Origin of the sequence: Trichococcus sp. ES5 (assembly GCF_900067165.1) — a bacterium.
Taxonomy (GTDB): Bacteria; Bacillota; Bacilli; order Lactobacillales; family Aerococcaceae; genus Trichococcus; species Trichococcus flocculiformis.
The window spans coordinates 21,751-41,757 of record NZ_FJND01000015.1 but is presented as its reverse complement, the minus strand read 5'-3'; the positions used below and the strand labels follow the sequence as shown (position 1 = coordinate 41,757).

The 20,007-nt window shown below is 37.6% G+C and carries 19 protein-coding genes and 3 pseudogenes; 9 read left to right on the top strand and 13 right to left on the bottom strand.

Annotated features, from left to right (window positions below):
* Window positions 1–689 precede the first annotated feature (689 nt).
* The 3 genes from TES5_RS11065 to TES5_RS11055 all read left to right on the top strand — a co-directional run bounded on the left by TES5_RS11065 (window position 690) and on the right by TES5_RS11055 (window position 3,733).
* The gene (locus TES5_RS11065; protein ID WP_068562055.1) at window positions 690–1,985 is read left to right on the top strand and encodes an AAA family ATPase; all 1,296 of its coding nucleotides are present in this window, start codon (window positions 690–692) and stop codon (window positions 1,983–1,985) included.
* Entirely contained in the window at window positions 1,985–2,626 is a 642-nt protein-coding gene (locus TES5_RS11060; protein ID WP_068562053.1) for an RloB family protein, read from the top strand. The genes TES5_RS11065 and TES5_RS11060 overlap by 1 nt, the downstream gene beginning before the upstream one ends.
* A 702-nt stretch (window positions 2,627–3,328) precedes the next feature.
* Window positions 3,329–3,733, top strand: a complete 405-nt coding sequence (locus TES5_RS11055; protein WP_068562051.1) for a PTS sugar transporter subunit IIA — start codon at window positions 3,329–3,331, stop codon at window positions 3,731–3,733.
* Window positions 3,734–3,756: 23 nt separating this feature from the next.
* Here TES5_RS11055 and TES5_RS11050 read toward each other — a convergent pair whose 3' ends face one another.
* Window positions 3,757–4,665 (bottom strand): hypothetical protein, encoded by a 909-nt coding sequence (locus TES5_RS11050; RefSeq protein WP_068562050.1) that lies wholly within the window; start codon window positions 4,663–4,665, stop codon window positions 3,757–3,759.
* Between the two features lie 416 nt (window positions 4,666–5,081).
* On the opposite strand from TES5_RS11050, the pseudogene TES5_RS15705 reads away from it, so the two are divergent.
* The 6 genes and pseudogenes from TES5_RS15705 to TES5_RS15400 all read left to right on the top strand — a co-directional run.
* Window positions 5,082–5,618, top strand: a pseudogene (locus TES5_RS15705) (transposase); the annotation flags it as partial.
* The gene (locus tag TES5_RS15700; protein ID WP_369813495.1) at window positions 5,592–6,047 is read left to right on the top strand and encodes a transposase; all 456 of its coding nucleotides are present in this window, start codon (window positions 5,592–5,594) and stop codon (window positions 6,045–6,047) included. The pseudogene TES5_RS15705 and the gene TES5_RS15700, both read left to right, overlap by 27 nt.
* A 647-nt stretch (window positions 6,048–6,694) precedes the next feature.
* Window positions 6,695–7,276 carry a hypothetical protein gene (locus TES5_RS11040; RefSeq protein WP_068562048.1) on the top strand — a complete coding sequence of 194 codons (582 nt, stop codon included), beginning with the start codon at window positions 6,695–6,697 and terminating at the stop codon, window positions 7,274–7,276.
* A gap of 12 nt (window positions 7,277–7,288) precedes the next feature.
* Window positions 7,289–8,116: a DnaJ domain-containing protein gene (locus TES5_RS11035; protein ID WP_068562046.1), complete on the top strand. Its 828-nt coding sequence runs from the start codon at window positions 7,289–7,291 to the stop codon at window positions 8,114–8,116.
* A gap of 105 nt (window positions 8,117–8,221) precedes the next feature.
* Window positions 8,222–8,473, top strand: a complete 252-nt coding sequence (locus TES5_RS15405) for a hypothetical protein (protein WP_068562044.1) — start codon at window positions 8,222–8,224, stop codon at window positions 8,471–8,473.
* Entirely contained in the window at window positions 8,470–8,751 is a 282-nt protein-coding gene (locus TES5_RS15400) for a transketolase-like TK C-terminal-containing protein (protein WP_068562042.1), read from the top strand. Before TES5_RS15405 ends, TES5_RS15400 begins: the two co-directional genes overlap by 4 nt.
* Before the next feature lie 665 nt (window positions 8,752–9,416).
* Here the strand turns inward: TES5_RS15400 and TES5_RS11020 are convergent.
* The 12 genes and pseudogenes from TES5_RS11020 to TES5_RS10965 all read right to left on the bottom strand — a co-directional run bounded on the left by TES5_RS11020 (window position 9,417) and on the right by TES5_RS10965 (window position 20,004).
* Window positions 9,417–9,725, bottom strand: a complete 309-nt coding sequence (locus tag TES5_RS11020) for a hypothetical protein (protein ID WP_068562040.1) — start codon at window positions 9,723–9,725, stop codon at window positions 9,417–9,419.
* 161 nt (window positions 9,726–9,886) lie between these two features.
* Entirely contained in the window at window positions 9,887–10,177 is a 291-nt protein-coding gene (locus TES5_RS11015; protein WP_068562039.1) for a hypothetical protein, read from the bottom strand.
* Between the two features lie 643 nt (window positions 10,178–10,820).
* Window positions 10,821–11,555: pseudogene (locus tag TES5_RS11010) on the bottom strand (UTP--glucose-1-phosphate uridylyltransferase); the annotation flags it as partial.
* Between the two features lie 326 nt (window positions 11,556–11,881).
* Window positions 11,882–12,190: a hypothetical protein gene (locus TES5_RS11005; RefSeq protein WP_143148228.1), complete on the bottom strand. Its 309-nt coding sequence runs from the start codon at window positions 12,188–12,190 to the stop codon at window positions 11,882–11,884.
* 28 nt (window positions 12,191–12,218) lie between these two features.
* Complete coding sequence (istB, locus tag TES5_RS11000) at window positions 12,219–12,965, bottom strand: IS21-like element helper ATPase IstB (RefSeq protein ID WP_068562035.1); 747 nt, start codon at window positions 12,963–12,965, stop codon at window positions 12,219–12,221.
* On the bottom strand, window positions 12,962–13,708 hold the full coding sequence (locus TES5_RS10995; protein ID WP_068562033.1) for a Mu transposase domain-containing protein: 747 nt from the start codon (window positions 13,706–13,708) through the stop codon (window positions 12,962–12,964). Before TES5_RS10995 ends, istB begins: the two co-directional genes overlap by 4 nt.
* Before the next feature lie 172 nt (window positions 13,709–13,880).
* Complete coding sequence (locus tag TES5_RS10990; protein ID WP_068562030.1) at window positions 13,881–14,912, bottom strand: tyrosine-type recombinase/integrase; 1,032 nt, start codon at window positions 14,910–14,912, stop codon at window positions 13,881–13,883.
* Entirely contained in the window at window positions 14,902–15,876 is a 975-nt protein-coding gene (locus TES5_RS10985; protein WP_068562029.1) for a tyrosine-type recombinase/integrase, read from the bottom strand. Before TES5_RS10985 ends, TES5_RS10990 begins: the two co-directional genes overlap by 11 nt.
* Entirely contained in the window at window positions 15,869–17,446 is a 1,578-nt protein-coding gene (locus TES5_RS10980; RefSeq protein ID WP_068562027.1) for a tyrosine-type recombinase/integrase, read from the bottom strand. Before TES5_RS10980 ends, TES5_RS10985 begins: the two co-directional genes overlap by 8 nt.
* A gap of 102 nt (window positions 17,447–17,548) precedes the next feature.
* The gene (locus TES5_RS10975; RefSeq protein ID WP_072763775.1) at window positions 17,549–18,331 is read right to left on the bottom strand and encodes a DDE-type integrase/transposase/recombinase; all 783 of its coding nucleotides are present in this window, start codon (window positions 18,329–18,331) and stop codon (window positions 17,549–17,551) included.
* Window positions 18,332–18,512: 181 nt separating this feature from the next.
* Window positions 18,513–18,710 (bottom strand): annotated as a pseudogene (locus TES5_RS10970) (sugar phosphate nucleotidyltransferase); the annotation flags it as partial.
* A 127-nt stretch (window positions 18,711–18,837) separates the two neighbouring features.
* Window positions 18,838–20,004, bottom strand: a complete 1,167-nt coding sequence (locus TES5_RS10965) for a nucleotide sugar dehydrogenase (protein WP_068562023.1) — start codon at window positions 20,002–20,004, stop codon at window positions 18,838–18,840.
* Window positions 20,005–20,007 lie beyond the last annotated feature (3 nt).

Below are 20,007 nucleotides of genomic sequence, written 5' to 3'. Positions count from 1 at the left end.
TAGGTATCTAGCTATCCTAAATGAAGATCCCTAAGCGTGTCATGATTTTAATAAACTTTACTTCCAACTAAGGTACGGAGGTTGAATGAAATACGTCAAAAGTAGCAGACCTACCGCAGAAAAACAATGGAAAATATGTAAAATGATTATATATAGGAGAACACTTTTCTCAATGCAAATATGGTGTATCACAAGTACTGAACATGTAAAAAACTCATTTGAAAATCAGATTATCTAACGATTCATTAAGTTTATTAAAATATGAATATTGCGCTCTGGTGACAAAGTGTGTCACTTTTTATAATCTAACTACCTGATTGTGTTCGGGGGATATTCTGAAATAAGCAACGACTATTCCGGATGCACTAGCTAGCAGAATTAATAGCCATTGTTTGATCTCCATAAAAACACAAGCACCCTTAATTTATTCTTTTTAATACGACAGACTTCAAAAGAACTAATTTCTTCTCGTGCCCCTTTTTATAATAAGTTGTAAATTACATTTGAAAACTGAAAATACTATAAACCTTATTCATACAATACTAAGAGCGAGTACGTGGATAACTAAGTCAAATGTTATTAAAACGACGAGAAAAAATCTCGTCAAACTGTTTTTTCGTTTTATTATTACAGTTATATATGGTAGAATATGTATGTGACGAGAAAAAATCTCGAGGAGGATAATTATTATGCTACTAGAATTTAAGGTTAAAAATTTTTTATCATTTAAAGATGAGCAGATTTTCAGTATGGTTGCTTCTAACTTAACGGAACTTCCGGAAAATCGAATAGAAGTTAGTGAGGGTGACTTATATCTGCTTAAGTCGGCCAGCATTTTTGGTGCTAACGCAAGTGGTAAAAGTAATTTGCTAGCAGGAATAAGTTTTATGAGGGGTTTTATATTAAATTCTGTAAAGGATTCGCAAGATGAAGGGAATATAGCAAATATTTCATTTGCACTCAATACAGAATACCAGAAAAAGAACACCGAGTTTGAACTTACTTTTTTACATAATGATCTTTTAGTAAGGTATGGATTTGAAATTGGTAAAAAGAAAGTTGATGAAGAATGGCTATATATCGATGAAGAACTTGTTTTTCTTAGAAAAGATAGCATTCTTGCAGAATTTAGTATCGATTATATCAAAGAAGACGAAGCTTATTTAAAATTCAGCATGACCAATGAGAAATCATTATTTCTTACCATTTTATCGACAACGAATACAAAGTTCGCTGAAATTATACTGGATTTCTTTAGAAATAATATTAACGTAATCAATGGATTAGGAATAAGTAGAATAGATTTTACTAAACGAATGATCAAAGACGGTGACAAAAAATTCAAGGAGCAACTCTTAGAAATGCTCAAAGTTGCGGATTTTAACATTAACAATTTAGAAGTCAAAGAAAGTAAGTTTCAAATTCAAAATGTTGATGACAGCGAAATACCTGAAGAAATTCTTAACCAACTGAAACTCGATACAAATAGACTTCTTTCTGAACATAATGTATATGATGCTAAAGGTGAAATTGTAGGCATTCATAAATTTGATAGTGAAGTTTTTGAATCGAGTGGCACTAACGAATTTCTGAAAATTGCGGGACCAATAATTGATACTTTGCAACATGGTAAAATTTTATTTATTGATGAAATAGATGCACAACTTCATCCATTGATGACACGATACATTTTGGAATTGTTTAATTCCGAACATAATAATTCTGGGCAACTAATTATCACAAGCCATAATTCAACAATTCTAGATAACGAATTACAAAGGAGAGATCAAATATGGTTTGCAGAAAAAGATATTTTAGAAGCAAGCCATTTAACTTCATTAGCCAACTATAGATTCAAAGGTGAAGTTGTTCGAAAAGATGAAAAATATGAAAAAAACTACTTAAGAGGAAAATATGGAGCGATTCCATTCATTAAACCCTATTCAGTAGAAAATATCTTCCATAGCAATTCGGAGGAATTTTAATGGCTAAAAAGGATAAATTTAAACGTTTTAAAAGAGATATTGATAGCCATACTATGGAAGAAATCGAGAGATTCTTAATTGTTTGTGAGGGTGAAAAAACAGAACCTCTTTATTTTGAATCTTTTGAAGTATTTTCCGCCAACATAAAAGTCATAGGTGCAGCTAAAAACACTGAATCCTTAGTTAATAGTGCTATAGACTTTAAAAACAAAGGAGAATATGACCAAGTATGGTGTGTATTTGACAAAGATAGTTTTAATGACCAACAATTTAACAATGCTTGCAGTAAAGCAGCACAAAATGGGATGCATGTTGCTTATAGTAATCAATCATTTGAACTTTGGTATATTTTACATTTTGGTTTATTGGAAAGTCAATTGGATAGACATCAATACATCAATAATCTTGACGTTTTTTTCAAAAAACAGTTTGGAAAAAGCTATCAAAAGAATGACATAGAGACATTTCAACTTTTAAGGCCCTTCCAAGAAATAGCTATTAGAAACGCGAAAAAACTTGCTTCATATTACAATCCTAGTAATACTCCTTCTAAAAGATTTCCAGTAACTTACGTTTTTGAATTAGTTGAAGAACTAAATAAATTTTCTCGTAACAATAGATGGGTTTCAAAAGACCATTAGTACGTATTCTCACACTCAAAAGGCGCATATTAATGATTTGCACTTCCTGATACGAAAACGTATCTATTTAAGGAGGTGCTTTTTATATGCCACAATCCCCCCTTCATAGTCCCCTCTAATTACATCCCGAACACAAAAGTCATTTTATCATACATTCAATGGTACTTCCTTCAGAACCAATTTGTACGATTAAAAATAAATATTGAATTATCGTTCCTAGATGATATGGATCTACACGTTATTCCGGCGATTGTGAGGAGTGATAAATTGATGAATTACGGTTATATCAACTAAAAAATTTTACAATGTATACGAGCATGAGCGCTGAGGGAAAGCCTAAACAGAATTGGCTACACTGATAAAAAATGTTTACAAACTTGTTACTGTCACGACATAATTTTTTGTTCTCAATAAGATGAAAAGACTGTTATATCTATATTAGGAAATATTCCTATGCGGAAATCCAAAGCTGCACACTTACCGCTATCGATATCAGTGTAACAACCATCCCCTTCAACCGAGCAGGATCGAAAGTCATTTTCATCGATGTGATCAATCTGGACAGGGATCTGGACCAGCTGCAGGCTGCTATCAGCCACTCCAAAAACAGCAGTCGTTCGGAGACTATCCAGTTATTCGATAAGAATCATTTTTACTTTTTGGAGCATCCGCCAACAAAGGCAGAACTGCTGAATAGCATGGTTGGAAAGGGAAGAACTTGGCCAAACCAATCTCAATAATATCCTGGCCATCCCGCATCCGATGTCGTTGATGGCATTCAAGTCAGTTGTCCCTGTAGCTGTGATCCCGAACGGCATCGATTGGGGAGACGGCCACCTTGAGAAATTCGTCTTCCTGTTCTCGATCACCAAGCAGGACTATGCGAATACAGAATATATTTATGACTTATTGCTGAAATTGATGGATCAGAACAGGAAACAGGAACACATTCTTAGTAACCATTACTTTGAGTATTTGTCAAATTTTAGACACGAAGAACTTAAGATAACCACAATTGCCACTCATATTACATTTTCCAACTTGATCAAAAAGCAAAAACACCAGTGGAAATCTATGTACTTTTCTTGGCGAATTAGGCATTATTGATTTCCTGTTGTGATAATCACGCATTATAAACACTTTTTAATTGAACTCACTGACACGGACTGTATCTTGTTTCCATCATGTCCAATGGATAGAAAAGAACCAGTACTAAGTTTATAAATATATTCATAACCAATTTCTGTGCGAGTGTCTAATTCAACACAATATCTAAAGGTACATTCTGGATTCTGAAACGTTATATCTTTAAGAATATTATTTATTTGAGTTATTTTACTACCCTTTATTTTCAACAATTTAGATATAAAAACTTTGAAATAGAAATCCAAGTTTTTATTGTAAAATTCTCCACCTTGAGAGAACAAAATTAAAATAGTGGAAAAATAATTATGAACAGTATTCATCATATAATGTAATTTTCTCAAATCTAAATATTTGCTGTTGTAATTTTGTGATAATTCACCCGTATCTTGAAATATATACCTAAAATAAGTATTGTTCCTATCTAATTCATGTATTTCTAAAATGACTCGAGCAACTTCTTCGGGTATAAAAAATGAAATATTATGTTTCCCTATAATAGTTAGAACTTGATTCAAACATTTTCTCAAATTATGTCCGAAGTTACTCCCTATAGGTTCAGAAAAATACAATTGAAGATCAAAAAGAATTTCCTTAAGAGCTATTTCAATATAATGTCTGTAATTATAGATAGTGGGATAGACAAGTACATCGGGCAATGATAATTGTAATTTATATGTAGAATGTGCAAATTCATAAAAACCTTCTATATACCCATAGGAAAAATCCTGACCTTTCCATCCAATTAAAGCATTGTCTGCCTCAAATATCGCTCCTGAAAAATTGCTAAATTGAGTTATTGGTATGCACTCTTCGTAGCCATCGCCTTTACCAACATTTAACACTTCATTAAAATCTTTTTCACTAATACAATCAATAATAGCATCCTGATCCATATTTACATCTCCTGTGCTTATTATATAGCTAACTCAACTTTTGCATTTGAAAAATCTAACTAATCCAATGATTTATTAAAGTTTCCAAATCATTGAACATCAAAAGGTACGCAAAAAAGACACCCCTCTTTGGTGAAATTTAGTTGCTACACAACACATACGAAAGTGGGATATCTTATGGCTACTATTTTACCAGAAAATCAAATCAATCAGGAATTAAATTCTTCTGCTCATCAATTTCTCCCAAACAGAAACTGGGGACGTTACTCAATCAATCCAATATCCGAAAAGAAACAGACATCTCAACGGTACTACTAGCCCAGTTCATCTTCTCATTGGTCCTTTAAAAGAAAAATTTGTATTGGACATTGTAATCCAGACTGAAGCCATAGGCACCTGCCACGGATGCGGTTTATCATCTGCTCAACAACGCAACCTACAATTGGCTCAAGTTTCTGTTGTTGTTGAGCCGGAATGTCATTACCCAGAAATTGCTCCCACTTGTCTCGGAAAACCGCGAACGCGCCCTGATTTTGGACGATTCTTTGTACAGCCGTGCGCGCAGCAAGTCAGTCGAGATGCTTGCGCTCGTTCATGATCACACTACCGGGAAGTTCGTTCGCGGTTTCCGCATGCTGACTTTAGGTTGGTCGGATGGCAACACATTCATGCCGCTTGCCTTCTCTTTGTTGAGTTCAGAAAAACAAAAGAATCGTTTCCAAGAAATCAGCCCTGATATAGATAAGCGCACCGTGAGTTACAGGCGTCGCAAGGAAGCCGTCAATAAGTCGACGGAAGCGCTGTTCGACTTGCTTGATGACATCAATCCGCTCCAAATCTGCGCTCAAATGTTACTTTTCGATAGTTGCGCATTTCCAAAAGTAATCAAGCGTGTGGTTTCGGAGTATCCACTGGAAGTAATCTGTATGCTGAAACGCATGCACCGCGTGTACTATACGTATGAAGGACAACAGTACACCTTGACCCAACTGTATAAGGTTGTGCACAAAAAACGTGGTCGTGCTAAGATTCTTTCAGCCGTTGTCGTCACTTTGGGCCTGGACGCTGATGAAAAAGAAATTCAAGCCCGTATTGTCTTCGTGCGTGATCGAAACCGCTCCAAGAATTGGCTTGCAATCTTATCCACAGATATCAATCTACTGGAAGAAGAAGTTGTACGTCTCTACGGAAAACGTTGGGGCATTGAGTGTTTCTTCAAGGTGGCAAAATCACATCTGGCGCTAGGGAAAGAGTTCCAGTGCCGCAGCTATGATGCAATGGTAGCCCACACGACGATTGTCTTCACCCGTTACATCATGCTTGCGCTTCGGATGCGCGAAGCACAAGCTCCAAGGACCATCGCTGTTCTTTTCGTGTTGTGATGAATTGGAAGACATCCGATTTGCAGAGGAGAATCTATTGGTATTGGACTGTCTTAAGGATTCCCTGACGGAAGAACCCGTCCTATCCGAAGGAATGGTGAAGTCCCTTCTGGACAGAGTTTTCCATAATTTACCAGCTTTCTTGAAACGAGCATTCCCTCAACCGAAAAAGCATCTTCCAAGGGCTTTAGTGGCATAATATCATAGCGAGAAATGTTGGTGTATCAAGTTTAGCTGTTTTTTTAGTGTGCGAAAGTTGAGATCTAAAATAACAAGAGGCACATTGATCAAAAAAATAATAATTTTTTGATATAAGAGTATCTATCTGTTAAAATTATTACATGATTAATAATATTGATTAACTATCAATATTACTTATCGAATAGAGGAAAAATAGTGTCAGTTCATTCTATATTAGGGAAAAGCTGTCTCTGCTCAACGAAACTATAGTTGCAAAAATAGTTTTCGAGGTAATCAATAGAGTTGCTCCTGACTATAAATCATAAATAGAGAATAATTTAATAGAAATTTTTTTCATTTCATAAGTATTCTCTTGAATAATTAGATACATTTTTACCACCACAATTTTTTTAAGTATAGTGTTGATTAGTTGAAAAGAGACTATAAATAGAAAGGATATGCTGAAAATGAGACGAGCAATAGGTCGAGCGATCAACCAGATTGTAGGAGTTCTTTTAACATTTGTTGTAGGTACTTTCGCTTTGTTTGCAATGGTAGGTACTTTTTTGGAGAATTTAAATTTTAGTGGTGAGAAATTTGTAACATATTTTAATATGATATTCTTGTTAGTAGGCGCTCTAATTTTCACAGTAATTGGTATTTATGAATATAAAAGAACTGAGAGAATAAAAGAAGCGCAAAGACTTGTGGATCAGCGCAGAGCAAAGAGAGAACGAATACTTCTTTTAGAACAAACAAGAATAAAAAAAATAAAAAGTAAAGATTCAAATGCCGATCCCTATTTTTTGGGGAATGAATTTTCAAAAGTTTCTCCTGCTTATAATTTCAATCAAGAAGATTTTGTAATCTATTTTAAAAGTTTGGAATTGCCAAATATTCCCACATCGATGAACACGATTGACAGAAAATATAATTCGTTGATGAGAAAATATGAAAAAAATTTAAGCAAAAACGAGGAAAAGAAAGTTGAAATGATTAAATTATGCTATAAAAAACTAAAAGATATATATCCAGAATTTGTAGAATAGAGAGGGATGTACATGATTATTGAATCACTAATTTTTGGAGCACTATTTTCATTTGGTTCCGAATTTTTAAATAATCTGTTTTTTACGGAAAAAATTGGAAATCATACAGTTATCGATTTCAAGCATGGGAAAAAAATTGGTAACATTCAGATTAAAGCAGAATCCATTCTTTATATATCTGGGGATGGTGAACATTATTTCCAACAGTTTAGCCCAGGTGAATATATAATTACAAATTTATCCAATGAACAATATGTTGTAATAAATATTGAAGATGCGCCAGAGGAGGATAAAGAGAATTTATTTATAAATGATATCCAAATCAAAAATCGTCGGGGTAAAACAATTGAGACACTCTCTTTCGGTAGTGATACGGATTATTTGTATTCAATATTAAGTATTTATAAAAAAAATGACGGCATGATCGATACTATCATGCAAACTTTACTGTCATTCAATGCTTACAAAATATTTATATTGGAGAGAGAGATACCCACAGGTATCATTGATATAAGCAGCTTAGATGACTTGGAGTACGAAAATCTTATTGAAGCCTTTAAGAAAATTAGACATGATTTGATAGCCTCCTTTGAATGTAACGAATCATACAAAGTAACAAAAATAAATTCTCAGATAATCAATAGGGATGAGTCTTCAATATTAGCACCGTATTTTCATATTCTTGAACTAGATTTACAAGACAATTCTCCTCAACAAATAAAAAAACAATATAAAAAATTAAGTAAAAAATATCATCCAGATACAGATAGCGGCGATAGTGAATTATTTGATTTAGTCCAAACATCTTATCAATTTCTGAATACTCATTATAATTATTAACCACACAAAATTTACATGTGAATATCAAACCTGAAAAATTGTTACCAATACAAAAATGGACCGATCGAACAACTCGCTAGCGTGTGCTGCACCCCGAATGTGTAAGTGATCCGTCCAGCTGACGGCAACGAAACCGCCGCAGATTGGAAATTGGCGATAGAAACAACGGATAAGCCGACGATTCTTGTCTTGAGCCGACAAAATCTGCCTGTGTTGGAAAGAATCACCACAGTAGTCTTCGAAAAAGTGACTAAAGGTGGGCTACGTCGTTTCCGACTGGAAAACACTGTACCGGAAGGTATCCTGATTGCGACCGGTTCGGAAGGGTCGCTAGCACTCCAAGTCAAAAAAACGTGAGAGAGCACGGACAGGATTGCCATTGTGTCCTCTTCCTGTTGTCCTTCCACTTGTTTGATCAGCATACTCCCCCATATCAAAAAGTCGTCCTGTCGAAAGCCGTGACAAAACACGAAATGGTCGAAGTCGCCGCAACATTCGGCTGGGAACGCTATTTCGAATCTGCAGTAAAAGTCATCGGGATCGATCACTTCGGTGCTTCGGCCCCTGGTGACAGAATCCTTAGGGAATTCGGGTTTACGATCGAAAACGTCGTGGTCATATGTAATAGATTGTAATAAAAAATAGTTCAGCCAATCCAAAAGCGCTTTTGGACTGGGCTGAACTATTTTATTTGTAAGCGCCAAATAATCAGGTAGCTTTTCGGGAGAAGTCTTTCCACTTATATTTCAGTTATCATATATAAGGGAGGTACCAAAATGGAAAGACAGACGGACAATCGGTGTCACTAGGTGGTAATAACTATGTCACTGCTGGTAATATCCTGTGGCGGATATCAAACTGGTGTATTAGACACAAAAACTGGTAACCTCTTTTCCGAGAGTGGTAAAAAGCTATACATTTGGTGGTAGATATCTCCGCACTTGCTGTATATGTTTGCACTACTCCCGCCAACTAGCGTATGTTTGATGGCTAAAGGGATCATCCCCCTCACTGGAAGTATCTACCTTTAGTAGTGTGCTGGTTGCCTTGCAGGAGGTAGGCTGGTATATGGTCTCAAGTAACTACGATGAAGGACTGACCAATCGTAGGTATGTGAACTGAATTAGGGTAATCCCCGGTCAATGGGTTCTTTCCGGAGGTGAGGGATTGATGGGAGCCAGTCCTCCGGACTGGATGTTGTTGGTCGGAGTTCTAAGAATAACGGGCACCCTTCTATACAACAAGAGGCACAGCCCGAAACTCGGGATGTGCCTCTTGTTTACGTGACCTTATGATTGCCTTACGCTTTAAGTGCTAATGCGGCGGCAGTAGGTTCAGGTGGATTTGTGCGGATGTTCAATTTGTGGTCGACTTCTCTAAGCAGCAGATCCAGGAATTCTTGATGGTACGCCTCTTTTTTGCGCACAGGAATGCATTTCATGAAGGTAGTCAGATTCTCAATGGCATGGCTGAAATTACTTGCGTCTTCATCCGTATTGAATATATACTCGCGGCGTAGGTTCTCTTCTGTATTCATGTAGTAAACGAAAAATGTTTTGTCATAGTTGCTGACACCACAATAAGGTGCGACTAGTTTGAAATTTGACATTCTGTTGTAATCCCCCAAATTTATAATTTTCCCTAAACTTAATTAAAACGCTTACAATTAATAATAGATCAATAGTCTTTATCCGCTCCTCCTCCTTATCAGTTGTTCAAAATTGAGCATTCTAACTGTTTAATAGCTTCCCCCCAAGCAATTTGTCCCCGTCAGCCTGCTTCTCTTTCTTCTTCAGGAATCGCCTCGTAAACAATCAATTCATACGCTTTGTCTTTGATGGTTAGTTCCAAAAATTCTTGGTGATAGAGTTGTTCTTTCCCTTTCGGAACGTTGACCATAAACTCGAGCAAATTTTTTGCCGCATTGCAGAACTCCTGCGCATCCTTGATGTTACTAAAAACGTATGCCCTTACCAAATCTTCTGTTTGCAGATAATAAACATTGACAGTATTTTCTTCTCTGTATATACCACAGTAAGGCGAAATCACTTCAAAGTCCATATTGCACCCCCCTAACAATAGTTTTGAGCCTACTAGAGAAAAGAATGCGCTTTCATCATATCGCAAAAAATATAAATATCACCGGAAAACTTAAGCAACTTAGTTTACTTGGGGGTATTCCAACACAAACTCTCGTTTAATCAAGTTTATTGATATTCTATTTTTGCGATTACAATTCCACACGCTTTTCTTTCCTCAGTTGACCCTGTAGCTATAATAACATAAGTAAATTTAAAACAAAAGCAATTTTTAAAAAATAATTCAATTTATATTTAGGCTTAACAAACATCTGGAAAAGGCTTAATCAAGGAAATTAGTTAGCTTTAGCGTTTACTATACATCAATATTCAAACAAATAAGATAATAAGAACCCGGATTTTCCTTTTACTGTCTGAGAGGTTTCCCTATTGATCACACTAATCTAAAGTAAATGCATCACATCAGTATGCACCTACTTTAGATAAAGAGTAATCGTGGTCAAATTGACTATATCAAGTGGCTTATAAATTCAAGCTGTATCCAGAGCATTCACATCATTAGAAATATATATTGTGCTTCTAGTACACTGACCTATCCTTCATTACCTGAGAGCGTCAAAATAGCACACATCCGAAGAACGGCATTTTTCTTTTTTCGAGTACTTCTACATTACTGAAACGGTTGTCCCAGCCACGGTTGTATTATTTTCGCTCTCCCCAGACAACTCTTTCCCAAGCGCGATGATGAAGTCCTTGAGTTTATCTTTGACTTCGGGATGGTTCAGTCCGTAGTTGATGCTGGTGGTCATGAAACCGAACTTGTCGCCGACATCATAGCGGGTGCCTTCAAATCGTTTCGCGAAGACGCGCTGCGTTTGGTTCAGCGTATCGATGGCATCGGTCAGTTGAATCTCACCGCCTGCTCCAGGAGCTTGGTTCTTAAGAATCTCGAAGATTTCCGGCGTCAACAAGTAGCGGCCAATGATGGCCAAATTGCTCGGCGCTTCTTCCGCTTTCGGCTTCTCCACGAAACGGCTGACATTATATAAGCCTGGTTCCAATTCGGAGTCGATATCGATGATGCCGTACTTGGAAGTCTCTTCCTGCGGTACCGCCATAACTGCGATATTGGAAGCATGCGTGCGATTATAGGCATTGATCAGCTGCTTCGCCAATGGCACTTCATCTTGCATCAAATCATCCCCTAGCATGACGACAAAGGGTTCATCCCCTACGAAGGCTTTCGCCTGCAGGACCGCATGTCCTAGCCCTAACGGATAGGATTGGCGCACAAAATGGATACGGACACCAGTCGACTCCTGAACCAAGGCTAAAAGTTCATCCTTGCCCTTTTCGCGTAAATTCATCTCCAACTCAATATTAGAGTCAAAATGGTCCTCTGATATCCGCCACAGGATATTACCAGCAGTGACATAGTTATTACCACCTAGTGACACCGATGTTACCACTGAATGCCAGTCAAGTTACCATTGCGGAAAACGATAAAGAAAAGCTGACCTAATCCTTTAGGACAGCTTTCGTGAATAAGGTCAAAATGAACCACCAGCGTACAAATTTTACCAGTTAGTGGAAAAGAGAGGTTAATACCAACAATACTGACCGTAAGGTCAACTAAGAGCCCTTCCATCTAATCCAGGAACGGCTCTTAGGAGATCTTTGATATATTTTTACCTGTAAAACTTAACCGTTATCATAGGGTGTCGCTCTATAACCATTTCATTATCTCGGATATAGGGTGGTTTTTATTCCATTCAATACGCTCCTCAATAAGTCCTTGGTACTTTCTGTACGCGGAGTAATCATCAAACACTTGATAAATATCTCCCTCTAAATCAGGGAACGGAAGTCGTTCCTTATTCGATAATTGATTTACCGTACGCCTTAGGTCGACGACCTGCTCTTCCAATTCAGCGGAATATTCAACTAGGGCTACGATAAAAGAAATAAGTTCGTCCTCCTCAGATTGCTTATCTAACATTTTATAGTAATCTTCGTTTTCATCTTCATAACACATATTCATTTAAACCTCCTCACGTCGAAAATTAGTTACGGATGCCATGCCGTTCACGCATAGATATTTCTCCATCTATCAGTAATTGAATAGAGTTATGAACAATTCGATCCATAATCGCTTCAGCTACAGTGCCATTCCCAAGCTTTTGAGGCCATCCTTGCGGATCAATCTGGGAACAGAAAATAGTCGATTTGAGCTTGTATCTCATTTCCACGATTTCAAGAACGAGTGCAGCCTGTTCTGGCGAAATATCGATTAAAAGCCATTCGTCAAGAATCAGTAGGTCTACCTTGGAAATCTTTTTGATACTTTTACGGTAAGAATCGTCATTTCGATATTGATCTACCATCAGCTCATCGAGTAACTCCGGAAGACGCACATACTTCACCGTATGGTGCTGACGGCAAGCTGATATACCGAAAGCTTGTGCGATATAGCTTTTGCCAGCTCCAGTTGGGCCTTTGATGATAATGTTGTTTGTTTGGCGAATGTAATTGCAGCTGGACAGTTCCAAAATGCGCATTTTCTCTAATTTCCGGTCCTCGTGGTATTCGATGTCTTCAATGCAAGCCTGTGAATCTTGAAAGTTAGCGCTCTTAATCAATCTTTTTAAAGTGTTCGATTTGCGTCTGTCGTACTCATGATCAATCAACAGCTGGAATCTTTCTTCAAAGCTCATTTTTTTGAACTCCGGCGAACTCTCTTGATGCTGGTATCCTTCTACCATCCCTGATAATTTCATTGAAATCATTTTGCTTATTGTGTGTTCGTTCATTGTCCTTTTCCTCCCCAATAATCCGAGCCGCGTGTAAATCCGAAATCATCCTGAGATTTGGATGGTTTTTCCAGTGCTTGCTCGGCATCTTTTTTCTTATTTGCTTTCAGTTGATTTTGAACTAATTTGACCGTCGGTCGCTGGGTGACATTCAAGATTTCCTTGCATGCTCTTTCAATCTCGTACTTGGTATAACGACGGGAACTATTTTTTAAAGAAAAAATAGACGAAAGTGCCTTGCGCTCAACCTGATAGGTATCTAAAAGATATTGAATGAGGCGTAAGGTGTTCTCTCCAATCGTTTCTGACCATTGTAAGGCGTTTTCCGGTGTTTGCTCGACATACAGTTTGTGGTTGTCAGGCATGTGATCTTTACTGGTGGATAACTGACCGAATTTCCCATATAATCGGGAGTGGGTAGCTACTCGCATTTGTTTGAAGAAGACCTCGATGAGATGCTCAGAAACACGTACATCGACGTTTTTGCCGATGTACTCATATGGGACGGAATAAAACATATTTCCAATACTGATATGATAATCCAGGCGTACTTTAGCGGTTCTCCACTCGGCCATTTTGTATGGTTTTGCTGGTAGAGGGGAAAGTGCGAATTTCTCCTCTTCTTCAAACGCTGTAAAGCGAGTGCCTTTCTTTTTCGAGAAGTCTCTATGATTGAATTCTTCGAGCTTCAGGCTGATTTTTTGGTTCAAGTCAGTCAGAGTAAAACAATGTTCATTCCGCAATGCCGCAATTATCCATGTTGATATGGTGCTGACCGAGCCTTCAACAGATGCTTTGTCCTTGTTATATTCAATTGAAAATAAGCGCGATTATCCTCAAACTCAGATTATCCTCAAAAAAGCCACAGACTGCTCTAGTTATCGAGAGGGCTCTGTGGCTTTTGAGGATAATAATCTAGTTCAATCCACAAAATTCTAAAAGATATTCTTCCTTGCCTTTCCACTTTTTCTGTTGCTTTAAATTTGGGATGTCTTGCACTGACTCCAATGCATTTTTAATAGTTTCGCCGTCGGCGTACGAATAAACTGATGTGGTCTCTAAGCTTTTATGTCCCAGAAAATCCTTGATGTAAGAAATTGGAATACCCTCCTTATACATTGCCATCGCGATACTATGCCGTAACATATGAGCATGAAGATTAATTGGGAAACTAGGATCTCCATTGTATGCAAGACGCGCGTACTTTTTCAAAAAATGATCAACCGTTCCTGGTTTCATCTGGGTGTGCATTGAATCATGGATTGTATAAAATAAAAAATCAGACTTATCCGAGTGATTATGGAATTCATTTAAATATGCCTCTAAATGCTTTATTGTAGCCTTCAGTAATGGAACATAACGAGTTTTGTGCCCCTTCCCTTGAATTCTGAGCTGAACAGAATGATCCCCATAAACTATGGAATCGCACGTAAGGCTAAGAAGTTCTTGTAGGCGTGCACCGGTCTCATACGCAAAAATCATGAAAAAACGGTCTCGTCTGCCTAACTTCGTTGTGGCATCAGGTGCCAAAAATAAATTTTTTATTTGAGCTTGGTTGAGATATTCTATGCGCTCTTTTTTTGATGCTCTGAAAGTATGGATACTACAAACTTCCAAATAAATGGGCGTTAATTCAATATGTTCTTCACTACAGAACTTCAGAAACGATTTGATAGCAGCTAACCGGAGGTTGAGGGTCTGATAAGAACAGTTGCGTGAATCTTTAAGCCACATGAGATAGCCATATATATTACTTCTGCTAAAGCAGGAAAAATCCATTGAATCAAAGCTGATCCCTTTTTCGTCTGAAAAATATTTCCTCAATAGTTTCAAGGATTGTTTATAGGCACGTACAGTCTTGTCGCTAAAATTACGCCTTGTAACTAAGTAATCTGTCAAGAAATCTCGTAATAATTGGTAGAACTGCATTTTTTTATCAGTACTCATCATATACCTCCGGTATTATGTCATCGTTAATACTAGATAATCTTTCTTCAATTTCAGGATAAAACGATTCTACGAGAGTAAGATAGTAGTCTGTTTCTGTAAAATGCGAATGTCCCATATACTCACTTAAATATGGGTAAAGACCTGTGACATTCTCATTCTCTCTGACCCAAGAGTTTAGTCTGTGTACAGCGTACGTGTGTCTAAGATCATGAACTCTTGGTGAATTCCCTGTTACCAATTGCGCTTCGGGGAGATTATCCCAGAATTCATGAAACCAATGATCAATAGTACTTTTGTTATAAAATTCTCCATTTATATTTGGAAAGAATGCTTGTCGAATCGGGAAAATTTCTTCTATATTTTGGTTATATTCTCTACACACCTCTAAAAGATCCGGGCTCATAAATAATATTCTTGCTTTCCAACCTTTCGACTCCCGAATCAAAATCTGTCCGTTCGTTAAGTTAACATCGGTAATGTTCAACAGTCTGGCTTCGGAAGACCTCAGTCCACAACAATACAACAAGCGAAATAGTACAGGAATAACATAACAGCGTGTAGGGGAAAAAGGAGAAACGGGACAACTATCAATTGCATGAAAAAAGGCCTGTAATTCTTTTGTAGTAAAAATATGAGCTTCATATTGGAGCTGTTTATTAGGGATGTTCCCAGGGAGGATGTACGCTGCATGCCCAATGGCATGTAAATATTTACCAAATTGTCGGATAGGCGTAATCCGTCTTAAAAGGCCATTAGGATGTTCATTTGGTTTGTAGTGTATCCATTTATCGACAATCTCTTTTGTTAAAGACTCTATATCTGGAAAATATTCAAAAACCATGTCATCGAAATGGTATAGAATTCGTGCTGATGATTGATAAGGGAACCCAACAGATTGCTTTTGAGCAATAAAGGTTTCTAAATGCGGACCTAATCTGCTTTTAAAGATATGCTCACTCAAATTTATCCTCTCCCCAATGTATTTTCCCAATTTCTGAAAGATCTAAAGCACACATACGCAGCATAGATTCTTCGAGAGAGATATAAGGTTTGTCTGATTCTTTTGAAGTATGCCCAAGAATATCTGTTACGACCTGATGAGGAACCTTAGCTGAAAGTAAACGATGAGTTAGTGTATAACGAAATAGATGCAAACCTTTGGTTTTGCCATTTACTGGTTGGATTTTTAATTTATTCAGGAGTTTTGAACAAAAAGGATAAGCAGATGAGATTTTATTGTAGGGAGCTTGCTTTCTTAAAAAGATGTAGGGGTAATCTATACGCGGATGGCGTTCATGTAAGATGTATTCCATGAGGGCATTACCGATCTCAGGTAATAGGGGAAAAATGATTGATTCACCAGTCTTTTGCTGGACTAAATACAGTTTTTCCTTATTCCAATCAATGCTTTGAAGGGTTAAGTTGCAGACGTCTGAGTCCCTTAGGCCGAAACGTAGAGCGAGTAATATTATGGCTTTGGTTCGCATGGATTCCTGCTCTAGTTGCTCAATCAAGCGCCGCTCATCTTCTACAGACAGATAGGCTGAGATATTGCCTTTTTGAATAAATCTGCTCATGATAACATTTGAAAGATTATAATCGGTAACGTTGTTCTCAAACAAAAAGGTTAAGAGGCTTCTTAATATCGGCAATATAGTGGCCATACTTCTTTTATTGCAGATGGTTGAAAATGACGCGATGATCAATTGGGTTTCTTCATAAGATAATCCGGCTAACTCTTCAATTGTTTGTATTTCTGCCAATGATAAGGTTTTACGGAAAACATAGTCGTACAGATTAATTGTAGCTTTACTAAGGTTTTTTTCACTTAATGTGTTGATATAAATGGTGCGGAGTTCTTCTAAATCGTGATCCGTAAAAGACAAATTTTGTTGAATAGGTTTCCAGTTAAATGTACCTGTGTCAGCGACTTCCAAAAGAACATGTGCAGCCTTTCTGTTCATTTTCCATTTCCACTCATTCATTAAGCATTTACTTCGTAATCCATTTATTTCAGAAATATACTGTTGTAATACTTCGCTGGCATAGATGCCTGCGTTTTGTTTATTAAAATAGTCGCGTATATCTAGCCAAGAGTGTTTATATTGTCCTATTGTAGATGATGATAATTTCAAGCCCCTCATTTCTAATTCAGACTTTATAATCAAGTGATCGATTGTAATCTGAATTGATATGGGGTAGCTCACATCTTTGAAAAAATCCTTCGTTTCATCTTCCGTCGGAAGAGAGCTTCTGTTAAATGGATTTCCGCGCTCATCTTTGGCATGAGTGCCGGCATAATAATCTACTAATTTAACGCATTGCCTATGTCTCGAACTTCTTTCCTTGGAATTTCTGTCATCTTCAATAAAAGCATCATAAAGTTTCTGGCATGGAACAGTGATATTCATTTTAGATGCCATTTGCGATAATTGGTTGCAATAAAAATGTAGCGACTCGAAAGATGAAGATGCAAGTTGAGGTTTTCTCTCTGTCAAAACAACGCTGATTATTTCTTCCAGTTTTTCCATCTCTAGTCCTCCTCATACTATAATCGATCAGTCAAAGAATACCACCAATGGAAAATATTATCTTCAAAAAAGCCACAGGCATCTCTAGTGAAAGAGCTTGTCCTATGGCTTTTTGAAGATAATCTGAGTTTGAGGATAATCGCGCGGGGCCCTGATCCTTGCTGGCATGCATAAAGTCCCATAGTGATCACACATTTCACGGTATGTCGGATTCAACACGAGTTCTTTCAGCGTATGGCGGGTCACGGAAGTTTTGAGGTTGTCCGGAACAACAATCTGCGTACTTCCTCCAAAGTATTCAAAAGCGCGATTATGTGCACCAATCCAAGCGTTCATGTCCATGGATAAGGTGGCCTCAGCGTAAGACAATTGACTGCACGGAAGTGTTGCGACAAAAACATAAGCCTTTACTTTTTCACCTGTATCTCGATCAATAATAAATGCTGTTGATCCTGCCCAGTCCACTTCCATGATTTCCCCCGGTTTTCTACGAACCCTGAGGGTTGCCTTGTACTTGTCTGCATAAGCTTTGTAATGACGTAAAAAAGACCGATAAGTATAGGGAATCTTGCCATTCGCACGACAACTCATACCATACTCATAGTGAAGCAGCGATAAGGTTACATTGGGTTTAGCCAGTTCTCTGTGCACGAGTTCAAAATCAATCATGCCGTAACCCGAATTTTCAATGGCTTTGTATGGATACAGAAATTCTTCTATCCAGTGATCATCCATTTCCTCTGTCAGCGGACATTCAAGTCCCTTGTCTTTAGCCAACTGAAGAATTTCAGTGACTTTTGGCCGACCGTGACCTGTACTTGCGGAGACTGTTCGCAAGCTCAAGCCTTCGTGGGCCATTTCCAATATTTTTCGATATTGAATCATAAAAAAATACCTCCAATATAATGTTTTTGCACACTGGTGTGCTCCTTCATTATATTGGAGGTATTGTTGAGTTAATCATCTATTTTGCTGAGTGGTAACTTCCATGTCACTGAGTGGTAAGATTTGTGTCACTAGGTGGTAATAACTATGTCACTAGTGGTAATTTTAGCTGGCGGATATCATCCTCAATAGCGCGTTTGCTTTTGCCAGTGACGATCAGGATTTCTTCGATGCCGGAAGCGATGGCTTCCTCGACGATAAATTGGATGGTAGGCTTATCAACGATCGGCAACATTTCCTTCGCCATCGCCTTCGTAGCTGGTAAGAAACGTGTGCCGAAACCGGCCGCTGGAATCACTGCTTTTCTGACTTTTTGCATATGAACGATAGCTCCTTTGATATAAAAGTGAAATATACTTAAAATTACAAACGCTTACTCCTGGTATGATAAATAATCCAAAATAAGCACATAATGAGCCTATTCTGGATTCTTTACACCCTAGGGTTTAGTTTTCGTGGAATAGGTCTCTTGTATAAACCTTCTCAGCAACATCGGCTAATTCTTCCGCAAACCGATTAGACACGATTACATCAGAGATTCCCTTAAATTCATCAAAATCTTTGATAACTCTAGAGTTGTAGAAATCATCTTCATCAAGCGCTGGCTCAAACACCACAACTTCAATCCCCTTAGCCTTGATTCGTTTCATAACCCCTTGAATTGCTGATTGACGGAAGTTGTCAGAGTCCATCTTCATAGTCAATCTATAGATTCCGACTACCTTAGGATTTCTCTTAATAATCATGTCAGCAACATGATCTTTCCTGGTTCTATTGGCGTCCACGATTGCAGACATAATATTTTGAGGAACATCTGCATAATTAGCCAATAATTGTTTCGTATCTTTCGGTAAGCAGTATCCACCGTAACCAAATGATGGGTTATTGTAGTGTGTCCCGATACGTGGATCCAAGCCTACACCCTCGATGATCTGTTTGGTATTCAATCCTCGTACTTCTCCATAGGAATCAAGTTCATTGAAGTACGCTACTCTTAATGCTAAATAAGTGTTAGCAAATAATTTAATCGCTTCAGCTTCAGTGGAATCCGTATATAAGATATCTATATCTTCTTTTATCGCGCCCTCTGCCAGCAGTTCCGCAAATACTTTTGCACGTTCTGATTGTTCCCCTACGACGATACGAGAAGGGTGCAAGTTATCATACAAAGCTTTTCCTTCTCTTAAGAATTCAGGAGAGAAGATAATGTTGTTGGTTTCGAATTTTTCTTTGATACTTTCCGTATAACCAACTGGCACTGTAGACTTGATTACCATAACAGCATCTGGATTGATTGATAGAACGTTCGCAATCACAGCTTCAACCGTTCTGGTATTAAAATAGTTTTTCTCTGCGTCATAGTTTGTAGGAGTAGAGATGATAACGTATTCTGCATCTTTATATGCTTTGTAGTTATCTGTAGTTGCTGTTAGATTCAAATCTTTGGTTGAAAGATACTCTTCAATTTCAGTATCCGCAATTGGTGATAGACGATTATTAATCAAATCCACCTTTTCTTGGATAATATCCAGTGCGATAACCTCATTATTTTGTGCCAATAGAACAGCATTTGATAACCCTACATAACCAGTTCCTGCAATGGTTATTTTCATAGT